The organism is Brevibacillus sp. JNUCC-41 (assembly GCF_014844095.1).
GTDB classification, from domain to species: Bacteria; Bacillota; Bacilli; order Bacillales; family DSM-1321; genus Peribacillus; species Peribacillus aracenensis.
The window spans coordinates 373571-392781 of sequence record NZ_CP062163.1; the positions used below are offsets into that span (position 1 = coordinate 373571).

Below are 19211 nucleotides of genomic sequence, written 5' to 3' on the forward strand. Positions count from 1 at the left end.
CGATAAAATTCCCTGCATTTAAAAAAACACCCTCTTTTATTAAGGCTGTTTTCGCATACTTTGTTGCTATTCACCAAGTAATGCGGTGTGGTTGATTTCCCCTCCATTGCCCGCTTTCCGCGGGGCGGACGGTGAGCCTCATCGGCTTGAACGCCTGTGGGGTCTGACCTGTCCCGCTGCTCCCGCAGGAGTCTCGGATTTCCGCTCCAATCAACCTTAAATCGTTTCGTTTTAAAAACAACAATCTTTTCGAAAAGAGCGCTTTTATTAAAAAGAAGATGATTTCATTAGACTATCGTCATCCATAAGCTTTGTTACTTTTCGGTTCAGCCTTGGGATGTATAGAGCTAAAAAAACGGACCGTCCAAAACTGAAAGCCAGGAATGCAAGCCATAATCCATGATTGCCATGATTGCTGACCGCTGTGAATTGGACAAGTAGAAAAGCCGATAATGCAAGGAGCATTGAGTTCCTTACTGGGACGGCTTCTGTCGCACCGGTAAACACTCCATAAAAAATGAGGCCGATAAAGGCACTGAATGGGAATAGGACTATCCAAAGTCCATATTCATGGGCCAGTTCGATGACGCCGGGAATGTCCGTGAAAAGGAGAATGACCTTATCGCTGAACAGATAGTAAGATGCGGCAAGTATGACCGAAGCATACAAGCCCCACCGCGCCGATAGTGAGAGTGTTTTTTTATAAAGGTTTATATCTCTCGAACCAATCGCCTTCCCGACCAGAAGACTCGACGCGTTCGCGAAGCCATCAAAACAATAGGCCATCAAGTAATGGATTTGAATGAGTACGGCATTTGCCGCCAGTGTCTCTGTCCCGAAAGTGGCTCCCTTGGCCGTAAAAAGATTGAAAACCGTGATCAGGCAAATGGTCCTGATGAATAAATCCCTGTTGACCACCATCATTTTTTTCAGGGAAGCCCGATCGAACCCCTCCCGGAATGAAAACGAATCCGGTACGTTAACCGCTTTCCTGATCACCCACAAGCCCAGAAAAAAAGCGGAAATTTCTGATATCAATGAAGCCGCAGCAACCCCTGATACAGACCATGAAAAGCCATTTACAAAAACGAGGCATAAGACAATATTGATCACGTTCATGAAAACTTGAATGAACAAAGATGTTTTTATCCTGGATTTCCCGATTAACCAGCCTAAGATGACATAGTTCAATAATGCAAAAGGCGCACCCCATATCCGGATGCCGAAATAATCTGCGGCAAAGGCGGAAACGTCCGATTCCGGACCGATTGCGCTTAACGAGATATTCAAAATGGGTTTTTGAATCACGATAAAAAGCAGGCCGATGATCGCTGCAATGAAGAAAGGCCGAATCAAGGCCATCAGGCTTTGCTTTTCATCCCGTGCCCCCTCCGCTTGTGCAGCGAAGGCAGATGTACTGACCCGTAGAAAACCAAAAAGCCAATACATCGTATTAAAAATTATGGTTCCGACAGCCACCCCGCCAATATAAGCGGGATCACTCAACTTTCCAACCACAGCCGTATCGACCGCACCGAGCAAGGGCGTACTCATCGTCGAAATCGTAAGCGGGATGGCCAAGGAAAGATACGCTCTGTTATTCATAAAATGATGACCTCCTATGTACATGAAAGTTCTGAAAAATCAGAAATGGAATGGCATTATAAAAAATTGTATTTAAAGTACAAAAAGATTGCAGTATTCAATTTTAATTACTAGAATTGAATATATGGTGCTCCCCGGCATGCATGGGATGCCTCTACAAGATTACTTGTGAATCATTTCAAATAGAACGGTAAAGCTAATTAGATATTGATAATTTACGGTTTCAATATTAGAAGCTTGAAAGATTGATACCGCTTTCAACCCGCAGCAGTTATGGGAAGTCCCTTTTTTCACAGGCATACATGTACTTTCTTTTCCAGCAAGAAAAAGGATATTCGAAAGCCGGAAAATAAAATTCTTGACAGATTCTTGAAGGAGTTATAGTATTGCTCGTTGATAATATAACTTTTGCACTATGTTTGAACATAAATTCATCGTTATAACAACTAATTAGGAGTGATCATGATGGGAAGATTGACTAATAAAGTAGCCATTATCACCGGAGGAGCATCTGGTATGGGCCGGGAAATGGTAGACCTATTCACAAAAGAAGGAGCACAAGTCATTGCTGCTGATATCAATGAAAAAGCTGTAGCTGCTGTGAATGAACTGGATAATGTCCATGGAACTGTACTTGATGTATCTTCAGACGAAAGCTGGAAAAAGGTGACGGATGAAGTTATCGCTAAATTTGGCAAAATCGACATTTTGGTAAACAATGCCGGTATCTCAACAGAAAAAGGCATCAACGATACGACTTTGGCCGATTGGCAGCTAATGTTAAGCATCAATGGCTTTGGACCATTCCTTGGAATGAAACACGTTATTCCTCATATGGCTAAAGAAGGTAAAGGCGCAGTTGTAAACATTTCTTCCTTCACTGCTCAAATCGGAATGGGCTTGAACTCTTACTCAGCCTCAAAAGGGGCCGTTCGTGCTATTTCCAAGGCTGCCGCAACGCAATATGGCCGCATGGGCGTCCGTGTCAATGCCGTATTCCCTGGTATCATCGAAACACCGATGACTCAAAAATTGGAAGAGTCAAAAGAGTTAGTGAACCAAATGATCAAAGCGACTCCATTACAACGTTTGGGTCAGCCGGCGGATATTGCAAATGCCGTGCTTTATCTAGCATCCGATGAAGCTTCATACGTAACTGGTGCCGAGCTTGTCATCGACGGCGGATACTCAGCTCAATAATTAAAGGCAGAAATGGAAAATCCCGTTTCTAAAGATCCAGAAACGGGATTTTCTGATTCAATGAAGGAATTTGGTAAGTTGAAATGAGTTACGTTAACACACCAATAAAATAACCAAAAGTCGTAAATACCAAACACCAGCTGAAAGCACCTGCTCCTGCGAAGATAAAGTACTTTCGTTTCCCCATCCCATTCATACCGGAAATGTAACTGGCGAAGTGACGGACCCCTGGGATGAAATAGGCTATGATGATGGTCCAAGGACCGTATTTATTGAACCATTCCTCCAACCTCTCCAACCTCGCTGGGGTCATTTTGATCCACTTACCATGCTTCCTCAAAAAAGGTTTCCCCACCTTTTTTCCGATGAAATAACTGACAAGCATCCCGGTTATCGATCCAAGGAAACTGACAAGGAATGCTCCCTGGACATTCAAAACGGAAATGGATGACAAATAACCGACAAAAGTCATCATGAACTCATCAGGTACCGGCAAGCCAATAATCCCAATGGCCAACAGTCCATATATTGCAAAATAACCATAGTTTGATATTAAGTCTTTTATTATATCCATCTAAAGTACTCCATCTCAGCACCCTTTTTTAAAGTAATCCATTTTCTTACACGGGCCTGGGTAACGTGATTACTCTTTTTTAATAGGATAACCTAATTTAACCCAAATGAGTTGGTTTTCCTAAAAAAAAAGAGAAAAAAAAAAGAATGGACACGTTTTTTGTTGAAATACCTGTATAAAATGCTATTCAATCGAAATGAAAAACGGCAACAATAAAGCGGACTCTATACCTGAGTCCGCTTCTTCTTAATTCACAAGCTTTATTTCATTGATTGGCCAATACACTAGATTCGCCTTGCCGACAATTTCATCGACGGAAATCGTGCCTATTTCACGGCTATCCAAACTATTTTGGCGATTGTCCCCCATAAGGAACAACTGGCCTTCCGGCACTGTCATGCTGCCTGTAATATCTTCTAGCTTGAAGGATTCAGTCAGCGGCACCCCTGCCATCTGATTCTTATATTTGTCCAAGTAAGGTTCTTCATAAGCTTTCCCATTAATATAAAGCGTATCATCTTTATATTCAATATGGTCACCTGGCAGACCAATTACCCTTTTTATATAATCTTTATCTACCGTTGCATGAAAAACGACAATGTCAAACCGGTCTATATTATCGATATTCGTTCCAAACTTGGTAAGAACAATTCTTTCGTGGTCTTGCAGAGTAGGCATCATTGACTCACCGTCCACGACAATCGGTGCAAAAATATACGTTCGAATTAAAAAAGCTAGAATGACTGCAATCAATATCGCTTTTATCCATGAAAAAACTTCTTTTCTTTTTTCCAATCGAAGTCCCTCTCTCTATTTTTTATTCATGTCATTATATCATAAACCTTTAATGATCACGTCATGTAAATACCCACATTTTACACATTGTCAATCACTTCCATTTTTCATGCTGGATTTCGATGCTTTCCCACTCTATTTCCCTGCGCTGCATCTTGCCTGGACAAATCGCATTATATGTACGGACTTTCTCATTTATTTCATCAATTCGTTTCATTAATTCAGACTCAGTTCCATTCATTTTTTTCAATTGAACCAATCCGGACAGCTCTTCCCGAATTTCTTTTTGCCATTTTATCCAAAGCGGAAGGTAGCCGGCTTCTTTGGCCTTCGTCAAGAAGTTGTCATATATATTTCCCGATAGCGCCGACTCCGGAAGCGGTTTTCCAAAGCCGGGATTATTCTTCAGCCCGCCGTCCCTTTCATATTCCTTAAAAATCTGATCCATCCAGTTCACATGCCCGTGTTCTTTGCCCATAAACATTCCCCCTTCAGATCACTTCTAGTTACATGTATTTACAATTATAACATTTTTATCAACACAGGCTCCACCCCGTAGAATCAATCGCTGAACACTTTCTACTATTATATATGCACATCTTTCAGCCAAACACATTCAGACAGCAAAAAAAAGGATCCCCCTATTGCGTAACAGGTTCCCTTTTGAGGTGAAAACATTGCAAATCGCATCATATTTTTTGTCACTAATATCAATGGAATTCTCTGTTGTCAATAAACGCAAAGAAGGGATAGCTTAATGGCTATCCCTTAAATTCTCTATCGACTACCTTTAATTAAATAAATTTGTTGTCTATTTTTATAGCTCTTTTCGTAAAGATTATTGTTTTTAAAACGGTTGATTGGAGCGGAAGTGCGAGACTCCTTCGGCAGCGGGACAGGTGAGACCCCACAGGCGTTCACGCCGAGGAGGCTCACCGCCCGCCCCGCGGAAAGCGAGCAATGGAGGGGAAATCAACCAGCCGCATTACTTGGTGAATAGCAATAAAGTATGCGAAAACAGCCATTTTTATAGAGTGTCTTCATCGCTTTTATACTCCAAAATCTCACCTGGCTGACAATCCAAAGTCTTGCATATCGCTTCTAATGTTGAAAAACGAACCGCTTTTGCTTTTCCATTTTTCAGAATGGAAAGATTCGCCATAGTAATTCCAACCCTCTCCGAAAGCTCCGTTACGCTCATTTTTCGTTTTGCTAACATCACATCAATATTAATAATAATTGCCATATCCTCCACCTCAAACCGTCAAATCATTTTCTGATTTTATGTTAATCGCTTCTTTTAGAAGCCGTTGGAGGACAGCAGCAAAAACGGCGATAACCATAGAGGCGAAAATAATGACCAATCCGATTGGCATGAAACTTGGAGGGTCAACTCTCTTCCCCATGAGATAGTAAAGCGGCATACCTAGCAGATACAAGGTACTGATGGTGATGGCACAGTATTTTATATTCTTTAAAGCTTTTACCGATAATTCCGAGAATGCTTGGTTCTTATCAATATAGCTTAAAAGTTTAAAAGCCTGATACAGAGCAAAGTAAAAAGGAATCGCTGCTGCGTACATATCAATTAAAACGAGAGATTTCATATAAGCCATTTTTGGATACAATTCTCCAGCAAAATCCCCAATCTTAGGCACTAAAAATATGCACAAAGCGAGAATTGGGATTCCAATAAGAATAACAGCCATCTTCAAAAAGAGTGTTGTTCCTCGTTTCATAAAGTGCACCTCACTTATTTAATGTCAGTTTTGACTTTACTACATAATTTATTGTTTTACAATAAATTAGTATTGTTTTTTATTATATTATTATTGTTATCAAAGTACCCTTTTAATTTTGACAAAAATAAAAAGCATTTCTCATTACAAAGAAATGCTCTTACTTTTAAATGTTAAATTTACAACTAATTCCAAATATTTCAATAAAGGAAATCAACAACGAAAAATAACAGAACCTCCTTAAATAAATAATAATCCTTGTAATTCTCCGTTAAATTCGCACTGTTCATTTCCATATTCGAGAATTGGTATGTGCAATCAAGATTGAATTTTAATAAAAACATCAAAGAGTGTAGTAATATCAAGGAAATAAAAAACGTGAATTCATGGTAAAAATGTATTGTGAAATTGACTTTTTACTTCTATTTAACAGTGATTTTCCGTTTTACTTCTGCCTTGTTCTTCGATTTATCCGTAACTGTGTAAGTCAATGTATAGGTGCCTTTTTTCTTCGTATTCACAGTCCCTGTTATTTTGATCTTACTTGTTAAACTTCCATCAAGATTATCTTTCGCGGATACACCTGATTTAGGATTGAATGACGAGTTATAGGCAATGGTTTTGCTTTTTGCACCGGAAATGACCGGCTTGGTGCTGTCTACCGTAATCTTTCTTGTGACTGTCGCAGTATTTTTCGATGAATCAGTGACTGTATACTTTAATGTATACGTTCCTTTTTTCTTTGTATTCACCGTACCTGTCACCTTTATTTTACTAGTCATGTTGCCATCCAGGTTATCTTTCGCGGATACGCCTGATTTAGGGTTGAATGTCGAATAATAGCCGACGGTTTTACTATTGGCTCCCGAGATGACTGGCTTGGTGCCGTCTATCGTGATCTTTCTTGTGACTGTCGCTGCATTTTCCGATGAATCGGTGACCGTATACTTCAATGTATAGGTCCCCTTTTTCTTCGTATTCACAGTACCCGTCACTTTGATTTTACTAGTCAAGCTGCCATCGGCATTATCCTTGGCACTCACGTTTGTTTTTGGATTGAATGAAGAATTAAGTTTGATGGTTTTATTCCCGGCACCGGAAATTACCGGCTTGACTTTGTCATAAACGGTTATTTTCCTTATGACCTTGGCAACATTCCCAGCTTTGTCTGCCACCGTATAAGTCAAAGTATAGGTGCCCACTTTCTTGGTATCCACCTTACCTTCCACACGTATGGCACTCGTTAAGTCACCATCTTTATCATCCTTCGCCTTTACGCTGGTTTTAGGATTGAAAGTTGAGTTGAATGGTATCGATTTACCAGTTGCTCCTGAAATTACAGGTTTATTCGTATCCTTGATGGGCACAACACCCGATGGCCTATTGGATAAGTAAGCCGATGAGATATATCCCTTGATACTCTTGTCTTCCGTTTGTACGGGGTAAAAGACAAATTTATTTCCTTTAGATTCGTGATAGCCAAAATTCCCTGTGATGATCAAGCTTGTATTGGGTGGCACAAGTACCGCACCTGCCGTAGTGCTTATTTCTTTCCTGATATTCGCACTGGATGTCGTCAAAACTTTGTCTCCGGCCTTGAACCAATAAACAGAGTCATGCGTTTGGTCTGTCAGTGTGTATTCAAGATTTTTAAAGATGATATTTTCGGTGCTTTCCCGATCATATTGAAAGTCCGTTGTTTTGAATGGATATTTGGCCAGTTTTGTGCCATCCAAATAACTTTGTTTTTCTATCTCGGCAAAAACCTCCTCTTGATAGGCATTCGGATTTATTTTCCCGTTTTCCTGGTAAAGAGGACTGTTAACCGGTTTTGTCCCGTTGTATGCCATGACAGGGAAATACCAATTTTCGATGACCCTTCGTCCTGCACCTTTGATCTTGGGCAAATCCCTTCTTGAATACATGCCATTCAACACCTCGACGCCTGCCTCGATATTGTAGACTATATCATTTTCCAGCTTTTTCTGGTCATACCCACTTTTATTGGTAAGCTGCATTAGACCGATACCGCCATCGCCGGATTTATTCGGTGTACCGTCCTCATTAAACTGACTCCAATCCCCGTTTTCCTGCGTAGCCACCGCTTTTACCACTTCAGGAGGGATTTCGGCCTCTATTGCCGCATTCGTCAGTAAGCAGTTAATTTGCTTATGGGAAGGATTTTCATTGGATTGAATCTTACCGAATGATGAACACGCATTGGTTATTCCAGACTCCGCAAAAGCCTGTCCATTGAACAAACCGAGCGTTAAACAGGTCAGTGCCCCAACCTTCATTAAAGGTATCCTCATTGATTGAACTCCAGTCTATTTATATTTAAATCTATAATAATAGTAACATGATAGACTGGTGATTGCAGGTATAAATAGGAATATCCCCCTAATATATCCGCACGGCACAAAGGAGCTGACCCGCATTTTCCGGTCAGCTCCTTTGTTTTCAAATTACACTATGTATAATGTCAGATCATACGATCACTTCCACCGTTTCCCTCGGCTTCCTTACAAGGCACATGATACCCGGTATGATGAAGAAAAAAAGCGGCCAAATATGAAAGATCGTCAGAATGCCCGTAATGATCAATAAGATTCCGGCTCCCTTCGCTTTGCCGCCTTTTAATAGAAAGATAGAGATCAAACCGCCCGCCAATGCAATGAACAGCGATATGATTCCAGCCCATAGTATGCCCATGAACAACTTGATCGACATATCTACCTCAGACGAGGAAATCTCTGAATCTGTCATTAAAGAGTAGTCCATCATTTCTTTCATATCGATACTGTTGAGATAAACGGCCGCTATGATCGTCATGATTAAAAAAATCACAGCGATACCCACGCCTAAGATACTTAATACGAATTCCCATGTCCGTTTCATTTACTTCGCCTCCCTGGAAAAGTCACGTATATATAATACCCAATCTGTGCAGAAATAAAAGACTTTTATTCCTTACTCCCCAAAATCTTATGAACGTCCATTTGGTAAAGCTGACCAACTCCATTCCCTTTTTTCAATCGATCATATAATTCATCTCTTTTACTTTCCAGGTTAATCATCTTTGTCATATGTTTTATAAAGAAACGGACCGCCTTCACAAACAGAACCAGCAGGGCAACGTAGAATAATTGCCATAAAATATCGCCCATATTAAACATGAAATCACCCTACAACATTTCTACGGGTATGCATCACGAATCCCCTCCATAGGAAATAGACTCTGTTTTCATCAGAGCCTAAAAAACATTCCTATTCAAGATCAACTCCACCAATTGTTCGACAGACGGTTCCTTCGGCATCATGTCCAATGTAAATCCATAGTCTTTAAGTCTATTGCCGGTACTTTCCCCGATTACCCCGATGAGGGCTTGATTTAGCAGCCCTTCAACATCCACGTCTGCCTTTTTCCCATATTGCATAAGCATATCAACTGAATGCCGATTCGAAAATAGTACCGTTCCGACAGCTATCCCTTCCAGCATTCTCGGAAGGATTTCAAGAAATCTTTCATCGACAGATTTATCGACTGATTGAAAATAGTCTCCGTCCCCATGAGCAGGGTCTCTTTGATCTCTGTTTCGATCACCAACAACCAACAAGGTTCCGGCTTCCGACATCTCGGATTTGAGCTCGGCCATCAGTCCCCGTTGCTGTAAAGCCTTTTTCGATTTCCTTGATAACACATAAAGTTTAGAAGAAATCCGGCGGAAGTCAATAGCATGTTCAGTGAGTGAATCCAAGAATCCATGGACACTTTCGGGAGAAGTGAAGAGAATCCGATCATACAAAAGTAAAGAGAGCAGCTGACTTTCATCTATTTTCACTTTGGCCGCTTTCCATTTAGGAAACTCGATGACTTCGCCGCCAAGTTCATGCAGGGTTTCTGCCAAGGAACTTTTTGCCGTCCCGGTCCGGGCCACTAAAAACCGTTGCCCAAACAGTGGCTTCTTTTCGAACCATTGCAGTTTTCCCCTTAGTGAAATGATATCCCCGACCAAGGTGATCGCAGGATTGCCAAGCGACCTTTCACTTACCCTTTCGACGATATCATCCAAAGTCCCCTCGACACTTTCCTGTCTTCCATAAGTGCCCCATTGTATGACGAGTGCCGGCGTATTCCCCGGCTTTCCATGATTGATCAAATTTTCACGGATATGCGGAAGGTTGGCTACACCCATATAAAAGGCAACCGTATCGATGCTTTTCACAAGCCCGTTCCAATCCATATCCTTCTTCGTTTGGTCATGGCCCGTCACCATCGCAAAGGAACGTCCATAATCCCGATGCGTGACAGGGACTCCCGCGTACATGGATGCAGCAATGCTGGACGTAACCCCCGGAATGACTTCGAATGGGATTCCCACATCTTTCAACGATTCGGCTTCCTCCCCTACTCTTCCAAAAACGGAAGGATCCCCGCCTTTCAAGCGGACGACCCGATGCCCTGCCATTGCTTTGGAAACAAGAAGCTCATTGATTTCCCCTTGACTGATGCCATTCGTATAAGGTGTCTTGCCACAATATACCAATTCACAATCGAGGGTGGCAGCCTCCAACAGCTTTGGATTAAGCAATCTGTCATATAAAATGATGTCCGCTTTTTCAATCGCTTTTTGACCTTTTACGCTAATAAGGCCCACATCACCCGGACCAGCACCCACAAAATAGACCTTGCCCTTGGTCATGCCGAATTCACTCCTATCTGCTTGCTATTCCCTGATAATATTTCACCAGCTCCACCATTGCACTGCCCATCCGCTGATCTTCAGGATATATGACCCGCTCGATCCCTTCATCGATTATGACCTGCGCCGTTACCTTTCCGACCGCAAGAGCAATTACATCTGATGCAAACAGGTCGGTTATCTTATCCTCCGCACCTTGTTCACGGACAAAACTCATTAAATTTCGCGGCTGCGGTGCACTCGTGAACACAACCGAATCGATTTTGCCTTCAAGGATTTCTTGGATCAGCTGTTGCATCGTTTCTTTTTCAGGCGGTATATGTTCATATGGCAGGATTTCTTTATGTTCCACTTTTTGTTCATCCAACCAGTTCATCAAAAGAGGCGCCGGATCGCCGTGAAGCTGCAAAGCGACCTTTACACCTTCAGGCATATGGCCTTCCAGATTGCGAACAAGCCCTGCCGTACTGCCATCATCATCCCGGATTAACGGCTGCAGGCCAAGCTTTTTCAGCATATTCACCGTTTTATAGCCCCTGGCTGCAATTTTCATGGACTGTAAAGCTTCAATGAAACGATCTCCCGCTTCCATCTTCACTGCCGTTTTATATAATAATTCCGTCCCCACTCCCGTCGTCAGGATGATCCAATCGAACTCCCCTGCCATCAACCGGGTGACATCCTCTTCCAAATGGGAATCATCCAGGAATACCGTCCCCTGTGCCGGGCGAACGAGCGGGACTCCCCCAAGATTTTGAACGATTTTACTAAGTTCTTCCGTCTTCCTCGCTCCCAATAAAGCAACGGTCCTGCCATTAAGCTTACTCATCCATGCCCCTCCTATATGTACATTCAATTAAATCCATCTCACCCATTATACAAATTTTCAGTCTTTGAAACTATAAAAAACGAATTCGATATCAAAATCAACGCTTTTTCTTTCTTTAACCCTATATAAATTCAATGGAAAAGTGGATTGGCAGCATTTTTCTTCTTATAAGTCCAATACTCGTGAGTTCCGGGCTTTTACTCGTGAGTTTCGAGCAAATACCCGTGAGTTCCAGGCTTTTACTCGTGAGTTTGGGGCAAATACTCGTGAGTTCCGGACTTTTACTCGTGAGTTTGGGGCAAATACTCGTGAGTTCCAGGCTTTTACTCGTGAGTTTGGAACACAGTTAAAAAAAGCTGCCACCAGGACAGCCAGATTTTCACATTATTAACTTTTGTGAACGGCCATTTGGGCAATATGCTCCTGTTCCTTTTTTACAAAAACATCATATTGAGTGTTTTCATGGCGATGTTGAAAGTTATCAGAGCCTAAATTCATAGGCGTTTTCGTTTTGAATCGTATCCCTTCCCTTTCCAATTTCGCAACTACTTTAAAATAATTTTCATTCCCGAATGCCGTATAGATACATGTCCAATATTTATAGAAAATTAGTTTGGCAGTTACTGTACAGGCAATCACGAAGACTAGTATTCCAATCATTATATACACATCTTAGCTCCCTTTCATTTCGGGCTTTTTCGAAAATCCATCTTATATACTATATTCTTTGCCGTACATAACATTTCCTTTTTAAGTAAAGAAAGGGGACCCAGTTTTGGGTCCCCTTCTTCATATTTGCATTATTTTTCAGGAACGTTACAAGAACCGTCCGTACAGGTGTCACCTGTTGCTGGATCATTCACGATTGTAAGCGGATTTTCCTCAGCCCATACTTTTTTTAGCGTATCCAGGAATGCTTCCGTTGGCTGGGCGCCGGAGATTCCATACTTGCGGTTAATGACGAAGAAGGGCACACCTGTAATACCAAGCAGGCTTCCTTCTTGCTCATTTCCCCTAACCTCTGCCGTGAAAGCCGTTCCTGCCAGCATGGTCTCCGTCTCGGACTTTTCAAGGCCGGCCTCTTCAGCCAAACTAGCCAATGTAGCGTGATCGCCAATATGTTTGCCTTCGGTAAAGTAAGCTTTAAATAGGCGTTCATTCATTTCTTTCTCTTTACCTTTTGATTCAGCAAAGTGCATCAAGCGATGAGCATCGAACGAATTGGTTAAGACCACTTTGTTCAAATGATAATCGAGTCCCAATTCTTTAGCCTGTTGCGTCAGGTTTTGGCTGCTCGCTTCCACCTGCGCTTGGGACATGCCGTATTTCTTGGCCAACATTTCATTTTGAGTCATATTGATATCCCGCTCAGCCTCTGGATTCAACTCAAAACTGCGAAATGAGACCTCTACCTGATCTTTATTTTCAAACTGCTTTAACGCCTCTTCGAATCGACGCTTTCCTATATAACAGAACGGACATTGATAATCCGACCAAATTTCCACCTTCATGTAACTACCTCCTATTTTAAGTGCAATCGCATTAAGCACATTATATAATCCTGGGTATCCTCTTGCAAGGATATTACCCCAGACACTCATTTTCAAAATTGGTGAAGTCGACTTTTTTCATGAATTCTTCCAATGTATAGCCCTTTAGCAGGCGCAATGTTTCCTTTTCGGCTTCGTTCATGATCTCCTCCAATGCCGTATCCAGCTGCTTCCCGACTTCCCCGCATTCGCTCGTTTCCATACAAACAAGGCATTCCGGCCTTACCGCTTGATACACATCCGCCAAAGTAAGCTGAGACGCAGGCACCTTCAAGCTATAACCGCCTTCCCGTCCTTCCTTTGTTTCAACGATCCCCGCAGCTGCAAGCTGGGCCATCACCCTTCTTAAAAAAGTGGCGTGTGACTTCACCTTTAAGGCGATTGCCGAACTTGTCAGGAGCTTTTCGCTTTGTGCGAGCCAAACCAGAGAGTGAATGGCAATAGCGAAACGCGGCGGTCCGATTTGATTGTTTCGATTACCTGAAGACATGATTATCCCCCCTTACGCCCTATCCATGGTAAGGTCATTATACTATGTTACGTGCTCCTGAACAAATGGCGCAGTTTCCGTTTTTTCGACCCAGTGCACGATATTCCGGACTGGCAAAAGCATCTTTTGCCGGGTTTTCCAATTCTACTGAATAATTTGTACATTTTCATATAAATAAGCTTCTTCGGGTGCCTTTATTTTCTTCGACTCTCTTAAATCGATCACAGGTACGGGCTCCCCTTTATACCTTCCTTTTTTTAATGTCCCTGTAATCGTATACCAATCATTCGTCTTCATTCCTTCCACATTCCCGTTGACCATATATCCGTATAACGTCGCATCGACCACACAGCAGGACATGGAGAGGCGGGAGATGGCCATTTGTTTTTTCGTAAATGTATCCTCACGGTATATGAACCCCGAAATCTCTATTTCCTTCCCCTCGATCGTATCGAGGTTGTTCAGTAAATCATCCAGTACTTCAAAATAATTATCATCAGTTACTGAGATTTTCTCCCCATTCGCATGTTTCCCTGAATTATACGAGCTTACCAGCTGTGTCTGCTGCTTCGCCAGCCCCCTTTTCGCCAGTACTTCCCCGCTTAATGTAAAATCGGTCAAGATGAAGCCCAGAAGAATCGGAATGAAGAACAAACTATAATTCAGGACCAGTGCGGACGCGGAAGACTCTCCATTCGATCCGCAATCACAAGGATGTCCACCTGGTTTTTGTTTTTTCATTCGGATGAGGCTGATCACTAAAAAGGCAAAAAGCGCCGCCAATGCATATGGAATCATTTTGGGTGCAATCAATTTCGTTAAATATCCTGAAACATACAATTTAAAGATCATGAGACCCAGTCCAAGCAACAGCAATCCTTCAAGCCTCTGGATAAATAAACGTTTCATCAGAAGCCCCCCTTACTGATCAATCCACTTGCAATCAGGCATAGGCTGAAGACGATTGCGAAAACAAGCAGAACATACGTGACGACGAAGCTCCGTTTAAAACAGGACATCATGATCAGGACATTTTTCAAATCCAGCATGGGACCAAATACAAGAAAACCGAGTATGGAGCCTGGCAGGAAGCTATGGGAAAAGGAGGCAGCAACGAAAGCATCGGCTGATGAACAGAGTGAAAGCAAAAATGCAATGCCCATCATCAATGCCGTGCCTTTTATTGGCGCCTGACCAATACCGGCCATTACGGACCGATCCATAAACACTTGAAATACACTGGCAAGCAATGCTCCGATGATAAAGTATCTGCCGACCATAAAAAACTCCTGTGAAGTATGTTCCATGAAGCTTGTCCATTTACTGGACTGAAGATCATGTACATGCCCGTGTACCAGTTCCTGCTTCTCCTCTTTCACCACATCTTTCGTGCTGAATATATGAATGAATAAACCTGCAATTATGGCCGTCAGGACACAAAGAATGATTCTTCCATATAGAATGGACGGATTATTTTGGAAAGCATAATAAGTTGAGCCGAACACGATGACATTCAATATTGGGGCAGTTACGAGCAAGACCACACCTGCATGGATCGGGACACCCTTTTGGATCAATCTCCGGACGACCGGGATGATTGCACATTCGCAAACCGGAATGACCAGCGCCGCCCCTATCGCAGCAAAAATGGCCGTCAGGGGTCTTTTTGGTATCATCCGCTGAATGATTTCTTCACTGATGAACAACTGGATGAACGATGAGGCAATGGCCCCCAGGAACAGGAAAGGAATCGATTCTAAAAACAATCCCAAAAACACGACGAACACAGAGTGAAGCATCGGGTAGCCCGAGAAATCTAGCGCTTTGGGAATGAATAGATCGCCTAGGAAAAAGAATGCCAGCATCGAAAACAGCAGCATCACTAACAGCAAATTTCCCGTGTATCGTTTCAAAAGCATATTCTACCACCTCACAAATCAAAATTATTACGATTTAAGTCCGGATTCGGTCTAGTATATGCTTTTGATAGGATGAACAGAACATGAAAAAAAGAGAATGGAAGAACATTCCCCACCCTCATTTATTTCTTCGATATAAATCCCTGCTCTTGTAACCTTCTCCTAAAATCGTTTTCATTTCCTTGCGCCGTTTCACTTGGGTAGCCTCTTGTTTTGCACTATACACGTAACGGGCCCAATCCTTGCGATACCCCGGGGTAAGTGATTGATAAAACGCAAGCAAATCAGGAGAATCCTGCAAATCTTTCTCAATTTCTGAAACCATTTCGATATAATCATCTACTGATTGGCTTGCTTTAATAGATGGACGGTTCCTATTTTTCGAATCTTCTTTCAATCCGACTACCGTAAAGACATCATCCAACCCGACCATACGTGCAAACTTCAGGTCACTCGAGCCAACATAACCATCATCATCCGCACCAAGGCCTTGCATCAGATCATCACGATGAATATATGTAGCATATTCTTTATTACCTTTCTTGGGGTAAGCCAAATAAATATAGCCGTTTATACTCAAATGATTTTTCTCGATCACCTTATCCACGATTCCTTTTAAAGAATCCATATCCAATACAAAAGCAAATATAAGATCATAGGCAATTTCAGTAAGCTCTGTATCGTAATCCGGCAGCTCTGCTAAATAATCCGCCCCGGCTGGCAGATTCAAGACTGCCACCCTTTCATATTTATGTAAATTCAGTTTTTCTACTATTGTTTTAGCCATTGGCATTCACCATCCTCGTTCATTTTGTCCATCCTCAGTTTATAAGCTCCCCATTGCGTTAGCAACTTTTCTTATGGTTTCCTTATTCAAGAAAAAAAGGACGGGAAATAATTCTCCCGCCCTTTTTAAAATATTGGCTTGAACACCGAAGGCTAAAGCACCTAGTAACACACCAATCGATCAGCCTCCCATTGCATTACCCGCAAATGTAACATCATACAAGCCCCCATAGCTAATGGGGCAACATGCAACCTAAAGCTTCGTCTAAGTAACGGATTTTTAGCCAATAAACTTAACGTAATTTAATGGAACCGCCATCCACCATGATTGTTTGACCAGTAATATAATCAGAATCCTCACTTGCCAGGAATACAGCTGTACGCCCGATGTCACTTTCAAGCTCACCAAGTCTTCTTAGAGGAATTTTGGCTAGCATGCTTTGATAATATTCTGGTTGTTCTTCTGCCCATTGAAGCATGCCAGGTGATTTGGCAATCGGGGAAATGATATTTACATTGATGCCGAATGGACCGAATTCATTTGCTGCAACACGGGTAATTCCTCGGATTGCTTCTTTTGCTGCTGCATACGTACCTTGATTGACATCACCATTAATCCCTGCACCTGATGCAAAGTTAATGATTTTGCCCTGTGTTTCCTTTAAGTAAGGCAATGCGGCTTGCATGAGGTAGAAGGTTGGATAGAATCCAGTATTAAAGGATAAATCCAATTCTTTTTGTGTTGTGTCAGCAATGGAGGCCATTCGTGAAGCGTGTGCATTATTTACCAAGATATCGATTTTCCCGAATTTATCAGCCACTTCTTTAACAATTGAAGCCAATTTGTCATGCTCTGCTAGATTAGCTTGGATGAATATGGATTCTGGTTGATATTCTTGTAATTCTTTTATGGTTTGGTTCCCAAGCTCTTCATTTAAATCGATGATTGCCACTTTTGCTCCTTCTTTAACAAAAGCCATGGCCATACCTTTACCAATTCCGCCAGCTGCCCCAGTGATGATAGCGGTTTTCCCTTGAAGTCTACTCATTTTTCTATCCCCTTTTTAAAACATGTATTTTTAAAATGCAATGAACTGCCTGTATGCATATAGCATTCAATCATGCTTTTTACATCAGTATTATGAATATGCACTTGAGCATGAACCCATAATATATAACGTTGACTGATAAGTCAATCAAAAAGTTGACTGATGAGTCAACCAAAAATGCATTCGCTAAAAAACGAGGAGAATCACCCTTTTCCATCGAAATAAGTTAGTGAATGTTAAAAAGCCCCATCACTCACTATTTTTTATCATAAACTTATATGGTAGAGTGTTTATGAACAGAAAAATTTCCTACCGGTCTTTTTTTTAAATAAGCCATATGCAACAATGATGAAATATTATTCAGCAAGTGAGGAATCAACGATGGCTCCAAAAAATGATGAACAATTTAAGATAATCCGAGATCGACGCTATGAGGAAATCAGTAGTGCTGCACTGAAGATTTTCGCACGCAAGGGCTTTGCAGCAACAAAAATCAGCGATATTACTTCATCCGTGAATTTAAGTCATGGACTCTTTTACCATTACTTTAAATCAAAAGAGAATATTTATGTTTCCATTATCATGAACGTACTGGATATGTTCATTGAAACAGTGAATGAAGCGGAAAATAGAAAGGGCACACCTTGGGATCAACTGGTTTGGTTCACTGAACTTACTTTTTCCGGTTCACCAGAGGAAGCCTCGGACCGCCGTGTTCTTGTTAATGAAGCTCAACATTCTGACACGCTCTCTAATGAGATTAAACAAGAATTGAATCAAAAATATGCTACAGCCATGAAAGGGATTGCCCGTATTATCAGTAAAGGACAGCAGGAAGGAATTTTTGTCGATGGTGACCCATTAGAACTTGCCATTTACTTTATTTCACTTAATCAAGGACTTTTATTATGGAATTCAAAAGATATCCACCCCATTAAGGTTTCCGTTAACCAAGTAATGCGTCAATTACAGGTATAAACTTAAGTAATGTGCATAGGCATTAGGGTATCAACACTCCCGAAAAAAAGAATCTTCTGGAAATGCAGACCTGACTTCAGATCTGTATTTCTTCCTCCAAACATTATCATTGAAAACATTTCTTTTCGATGTACATGCGAGATATTTTTAGCCTCTTTCTCAAATAGAAACCTTGCTTAAAAGAATAGTGTCACACTCCTGCAAACATGAAGCACTAACATCCATGAATCCAACTTTAAATCAGGTGTTTTTCCCGTAGTTTTTATGCATTCTTTATGCAGTCAGATATCCCTTTGGTTTTCCTATATCAAAAATTCAGTGATGCTTTCATATGGGGTGTCACAAAAGGGGAGTTCTCATGAATTATATCGAGTATGATTTGCTATTCGAATCAAGAAAACAGTTAATAGAGGAAATTACGGAGCTGGATGAAAAAATGCTCCACCATAAGCCAGCACCTGAAGTATGGGGCATCGCCCAAATTTGCCATCATTTATATCTTACGGAACAGGTTTTTACAGAAGCTATAGCAAATGGCATTCGGGAAAGGGATTTTAATAATATCATTCAAAAAAACATTTACCTTGTTACTAATAGAAAAAAGAAATTCGTATCCCCTGACATCGTTTCACCCTCTTCAACCCCATTTCAATTATCGAGCCTTATGGATTTGCTGGGAGAATCAAGGGATCGATTATTACAGGTTCTTTATGATATGGATTCAGATATCTTGTTAAATAGAAAGAAAGCCAAGCATCCCCTGTTTGGGGACCTCTCATTGGATCAATGGATTGAATTATTATCCTTACATGAACAAAGGCATATCAAACAGATACAAGAAATAAAGTCCGCGCTTATATAAGCATTTCATGGCAATGACAACATTTAAATCGACTTCCAAACAAAGGGACCACTTCATTTTGTGGTCTTCTTTCATGCATTCTATGAAACGAACTCTACTTTCGGGGGCTGCACCAATTGATAGATGGGCAGA

22 protein-coding genes are annotated in these 19211 nt (G+C 41.5%); 4 read left to right on the forward strand and 18 right to left on the reverse strand.

What is annotated here, in order from left to right:
* Positions 1 to 267: 267 nt before the first annotated feature.
* The gene (locus JNUCC41_RS01800; protein WP_192206104.1) at positions 268 to 1605 is read right to left on the reverse strand and encodes an MATE family efflux transporter; all 1338 of its coding nucleotides are present in this window, start codon (positions 1603 to 1605) and stop codon (positions 268 to 270) included.
* Positions 1606 to 2070: 465 nt separating this feature from the next.
* Here JNUCC41_RS01800 and JNUCC41_RS01805 point away from each other — a divergent pair, with 465 nt between their 5' ends.
* Positions 2071 to 2805, forward strand: a complete 735-nt coding sequence (locus JNUCC41_RS01805; protein WP_192206105.1) for an SDR family NAD(P)-dependent oxidoreductase — start codon at positions 2071 to 2073, stop codon at positions 2803 to 2805.
* Positions 2806 to 2893: 88 nt separating this feature from the next.
* On the opposite strand, the gene JNUCC41_RS01810 is transcribed toward JNUCC41_RS01805, so the two are convergent.
* The 10 genes from JNUCC41_RS01810 to JNUCC41_RS01855 all read right to left on the reverse strand — a co-directional run bounded on the left by JNUCC41_RS01810 (position 2894) and on the right by JNUCC41_RS01855 (position 11445).
* Positions 2894 to 3379, reverse strand: a complete 486-nt coding sequence (locus JNUCC41_RS01810) for a DedA family protein (protein WP_192206106.1) — start codon at positions 3377 to 3379, stop codon at positions 2894 to 2896.
* A 246-nt stretch (positions 3380 to 3625) separates the two neighbouring features.
* Positions 3626 to 4174: a signal peptidase I gene (lepB, locus tag JNUCC41_RS01815; RefSeq protein ID WP_192206107.1), complete on the reverse strand. Its 549-nt coding sequence runs from the start codon at positions 4172 to 4174 to the stop codon at positions 3626 to 3628.
* 94 nt (positions 4175 to 4268) lie between these two features.
* Positions 4269 to 4652, reverse strand: a complete 384-nt coding sequence (locus JNUCC41_RS01820) for a DnaJ family domain-containing protein (RefSeq protein WP_192206108.1) — start codon at positions 4650 to 4652, stop codon at positions 4269 to 4271.
* A 549-nt stretch (positions 4653 to 5201) separates the two neighbouring features.
* Positions 5202 to 5420, reverse strand: a complete 219-nt coding sequence (locus JNUCC41_RS01825) for a helix-turn-helix domain-containing protein (protein WP_192206109.1) — start codon at positions 5418 to 5420, stop codon at positions 5202 to 5204.
* Between the two features lie 10 nt (positions 5421 to 5430).
* The gene (locus tag JNUCC41_RS01830) at positions 5431 to 5913 is read right to left on the reverse strand and encodes a DUF2975 domain-containing protein (RefSeq protein WP_192206110.1); all 483 of its coding nucleotides are present in this window, start codon (positions 5911 to 5913) and stop codon (positions 5431 to 5433) included.
* 422 nt (positions 5914 to 6335) lie between these two features.
* Positions 6336 to 8225 carry an immunoglobulin-like domain-containing protein gene (locus tag JNUCC41_RS01835; protein WP_192206111.1) on the reverse strand — a complete coding sequence of 630 codons (1890 nt, stop codon included), beginning with the start codon at positions 8223 to 8225 and terminating at the stop codon, positions 6336 to 6338.
* Between the two features lie 175 nt (positions 8226 to 8400).
* Entirely contained in the window at positions 8401 to 8811 is a 411-nt protein-coding gene (locus tag JNUCC41_RS01840) for a DUF4064 domain-containing protein (RefSeq protein ID WP_192206112.1), read from the reverse strand.
* A 65-nt stretch (positions 8812 to 8876) separates the two neighbouring features.
* Positions 8877 to 9089: a hypothetical protein gene (locus JNUCC41_RS01845; RefSeq protein WP_192206113.1), complete on the reverse strand. Its 213-nt coding sequence runs from the start codon at positions 9087 to 9089 to the stop codon at positions 8877 to 8879.
* A gap of 78 nt (positions 9090 to 9167) precedes the next feature.
* Positions 9168 to 10616: a uroporphyrinogen-III C-methyltransferase gene (gene cobA / locus JNUCC41_RS01850; RefSeq protein WP_192206114.1), complete on the reverse strand. Its 1449-nt coding sequence runs from the start codon at positions 10614 to 10616 to the stop codon at positions 9168 to 9170.
* Between the two features lie 13 nt (positions 10617 to 10629).
* A complete protein-coding gene (locus tag JNUCC41_RS01855; protein WP_192206115.1) occupies positions 10630 to 11445 on the reverse strand; it encodes a uroporphyrinogen-III synthase in 816 nt (271 codons plus the stop codon).
* 142 nt (positions 11446 to 11587) lie between these two features.
* Here JNUCC41_RS01855 and JNUCC41_RS01860 point away from each other — a divergent pair, with 142 nt between their 5' ends.
* Positions 11588 to 11836 carry a hypothetical protein gene (locus JNUCC41_RS01860; RefSeq protein WP_192206116.1) on the forward strand — a complete coding sequence of 83 codons (249 nt, stop codon included), beginning with the start codon at positions 11588 to 11590 and terminating at the stop codon, positions 11834 to 11836.
* Here JNUCC41_RS01860 and JNUCC41_RS01865 read toward each other — a convergent pair.
* The 7 genes from JNUCC41_RS01865 to JNUCC41_RS01895 all read right to left on the reverse strand — a co-directional run bounded on the left by JNUCC41_RS01865 (position 11833) and on the right by JNUCC41_RS01895 (position 17239).
* Positions 11833 to 12114 (reverse strand): hypothetical protein, encoded by a 282-nt coding sequence (locus tag JNUCC41_RS01865; protein ID WP_192206117.1) that lies wholly within the window; start codon positions 12112 to 12114, stop codon positions 11833 to 11835. The two genes, JNUCC41_RS01860 and JNUCC41_RS01865, sit on opposite strands and share 4 nt — an antisense overlap.
* Before the next feature lie 131 nt (positions 12115 to 12245).
* Positions 12246 to 12956 carry a DsbA family oxidoreductase gene (locus tag JNUCC41_RS01870; protein ID WP_192206118.1) on the reverse strand — a complete coding sequence of 237 codons (711 nt, stop codon included), beginning with the start codon at positions 12954 to 12956 and terminating at the stop codon, positions 12246 to 12248.
* Between the two features lie 73 nt (positions 12957 to 13029).
* Entirely contained in the window at positions 13030 to 13485 is a 456-nt protein-coding gene (locus tag JNUCC41_RS01875; protein ID WP_063232644.1) for an RrF2 family transcriptional regulator, read from the reverse strand.
* Positions 13486 to 13629: 144 nt separating this feature from the next.
* Positions 13630 to 14394, reverse strand: coding sequence for a TIGR03943 family putative permease subunit (locus JNUCC41_RS01880; RefSeq protein WP_192206119.1), 765 nt, complete (start codon positions 14392 to 14394; stop codon positions 13630 to 13632).
* The gene (locus JNUCC41_RS01885) at positions 14394 to 15404 is read right to left on the reverse strand and encodes a permease (RefSeq protein ID WP_192206120.1); all 1011 of its coding nucleotides are present in this window, start codon (positions 15402 to 15404) and stop codon (positions 14394 to 14396) included. Before JNUCC41_RS01885 ends, JNUCC41_RS01880 begins: the two co-directional genes overlap by 1 nt.
* 118 nt (positions 15405 to 15522) lie before the next feature.
* Complete coding sequence (locus JNUCC41_RS01890; protein ID WP_192206121.1) at positions 15523 to 16191, reverse strand: YdeI/OmpD-associated family protein; 669 nt, start codon at positions 16189 to 16191, stop codon at positions 15523 to 15525.
* A gap of 292 nt (positions 16192 to 16483) precedes the next feature.
* On the reverse strand, positions 16484 to 17239 hold the full coding sequence (locus JNUCC41_RS01895; RefSeq protein ID WP_192206122.1) for an SDR family NAD(P)-dependent oxidoreductase: 756 nt from the start codon (positions 17237 to 17239) through the stop codon (positions 16484 to 16486).
* Between the two features lie 381 nt (positions 17240 to 17620).
* Between JNUCC41_RS01895 and JNUCC41_RS01900 the strand changes: the two genes are divergently transcribed.
* Complete coding sequence (locus JNUCC41_RS01900; protein ID WP_192206123.1) at positions 17621 to 18217, forward strand: TetR/AcrR family transcriptional regulator; 597 nt, start codon at positions 17621 to 17623, stop codon at positions 18215 to 18217.
* A 358-nt stretch (positions 18218 to 18575) separates the two neighbouring features.
* Positions 18576 to 19079 carry a DinB family protein gene (locus tag JNUCC41_RS01905; protein ID WP_192206124.1) on the forward strand — a complete coding sequence of 168 codons (504 nt, stop codon included), beginning with the start codon at positions 18576 to 18578 and terminating at the stop codon, positions 19077 to 19079.
* The last annotated feature ends 132 nt before the right edge of the window (positions 19080 to 19211 follow it).

What these genes read in the sequence shown, in the direction of transcription:
- JNUCC41_RS01800 (WP_192206104.1), bottom strand. Translation starts at nt 1,605, where the DNA reads ATGAATAACAGAGCGTATCTTTCCTTGGCCATCCCGCTTACGATTTCG.
- JNUCC41_RS01805 (WP_192206105.1), top strand. Translation starts at nt 2,071, where the DNA reads ATGGGAAGATTGACTAATAAAGTAGCCATTATCACCGGAGGAGCATCT.
- JNUCC41_RS01810 (WP_192206106.1), bottom strand. Translation starts at nt 3,379, where the DNA reads ATGGATATAATAAAAGACTTAATATCAAACTATGGTTATTTTGCAATA.
- JNUCC41_RS01820 (WP_192206108.1), bottom strand. Translation starts at nt 4,652, where the DNA reads ATGGGCAAAGAACACGGGCATGTGAACTGGATGGATCAGATTTTTAAG.
- JNUCC41_RS01825 (WP_192206109.1), bottom strand. Translation starts at nt 5,420, where the DNA reads ATGGCAATTATTATTAATATTGATGTGATGTTAGCAAAACGAAAAATG.
- JNUCC41_RS01830 (WP_192206110.1), bottom strand. Translation starts at nt 5,913, where the DNA reads ATGAAACGAGGAACAACACTCTTTTTGAAGATGGCTGTTATTCTTATT.
- JNUCC41_RS01835 (WP_192206111.1), bottom strand. Translation starts at nt 8,225, where the DNA reads ATGAGGATACCTTTAATGAAGGTTGGGGCACTGACCTGTTTAACGCTC.
- JNUCC41_RS01840 (WP_192206112.1), bottom strand. Translation starts at nt 8,811, where the DNA reads ATGAAACGGACATGGGAATTCGTATTAAGTATCTTAGGCGTGGGTATC.
- JNUCC41_RS01845 (WP_192206113.1), bottom strand. Translation starts at nt 9,089, where the DNA reads ATGTTTAATATGGGCGATATTTTATGGCAATTATTCTACGTTGCCCTG.
- cobA (WP_192206114.1), bottom strand. Translation starts at nt 10,616, where the DNA reads ATGACCAAGGGCAAGGTCTATTTTGTGGGTGCTGGTCCGGGTGATGTG.
- JNUCC41_RS01855 (WP_192206115.1), bottom strand. Translation starts at nt 11,445, where the DNA reads ATGAGTAAGCTTAATGGCAGGACCGTTGCTTTATTGGGAGCGAGGAAG.
- JNUCC41_RS01870 (WP_192206118.1), bottom strand. Translation starts at nt 12,956, where the DNA reads ATGAAGGTGGAAATTTGGTCGGATTATCAATGTCCGTTCTGTTATATA.
- JNUCC41_RS01875 (WP_063232644.1), bottom strand. Translation starts at nt 13,485, where the DNA reads ATGTCTTCAGGTAATCGAAACAATCAAATCGGACCGCCGCGTTTCGCT.
- JNUCC41_RS01880 (WP_192206119.1), bottom strand. Translation starts at nt 14,394, where the DNA reads ATGAAACGTTTATTTATCCAGAGGCTTGAAGGATTGCTGTTGCTTGGA.
- JNUCC41_RS01885 (WP_192206120.1), bottom strand. Translation starts at nt 15,404, where the DNA reads ATGCTTTTGAAACGATACACGGGAAATTTGCTGTTAGTGATGCTGCTG.
- JNUCC41_RS01890 (WP_192206121.1), bottom strand. Translation starts at nt 16,191, where the DNA reads ATGGCTAAAACAATAGTAGAAAAACTGAATTTACATAAATATGAAAGG.
- JNUCC41_RS01895 (WP_192206122.1), bottom strand. Translation starts at nt 17,239, where the DNA reads ATGAGTAGACTTCAAGGGAAAACCGCTATCATCACTGGGGCAGCTGGC.
- JNUCC41_RS01900 (WP_192206123.1), top strand. Translation starts at nt 17,621, where the DNA reads ATGGCTCCAAAAAATGATGAACAATTTAAGATAATCCGAGATCGACGC.
- JNUCC41_RS01905 (WP_192206124.1), top strand. Translation starts at nt 18,576, where the DNA reads ATGAATTATATCGAGTATGATTTGCTATTCGAATCAAGAAAACAGTTA.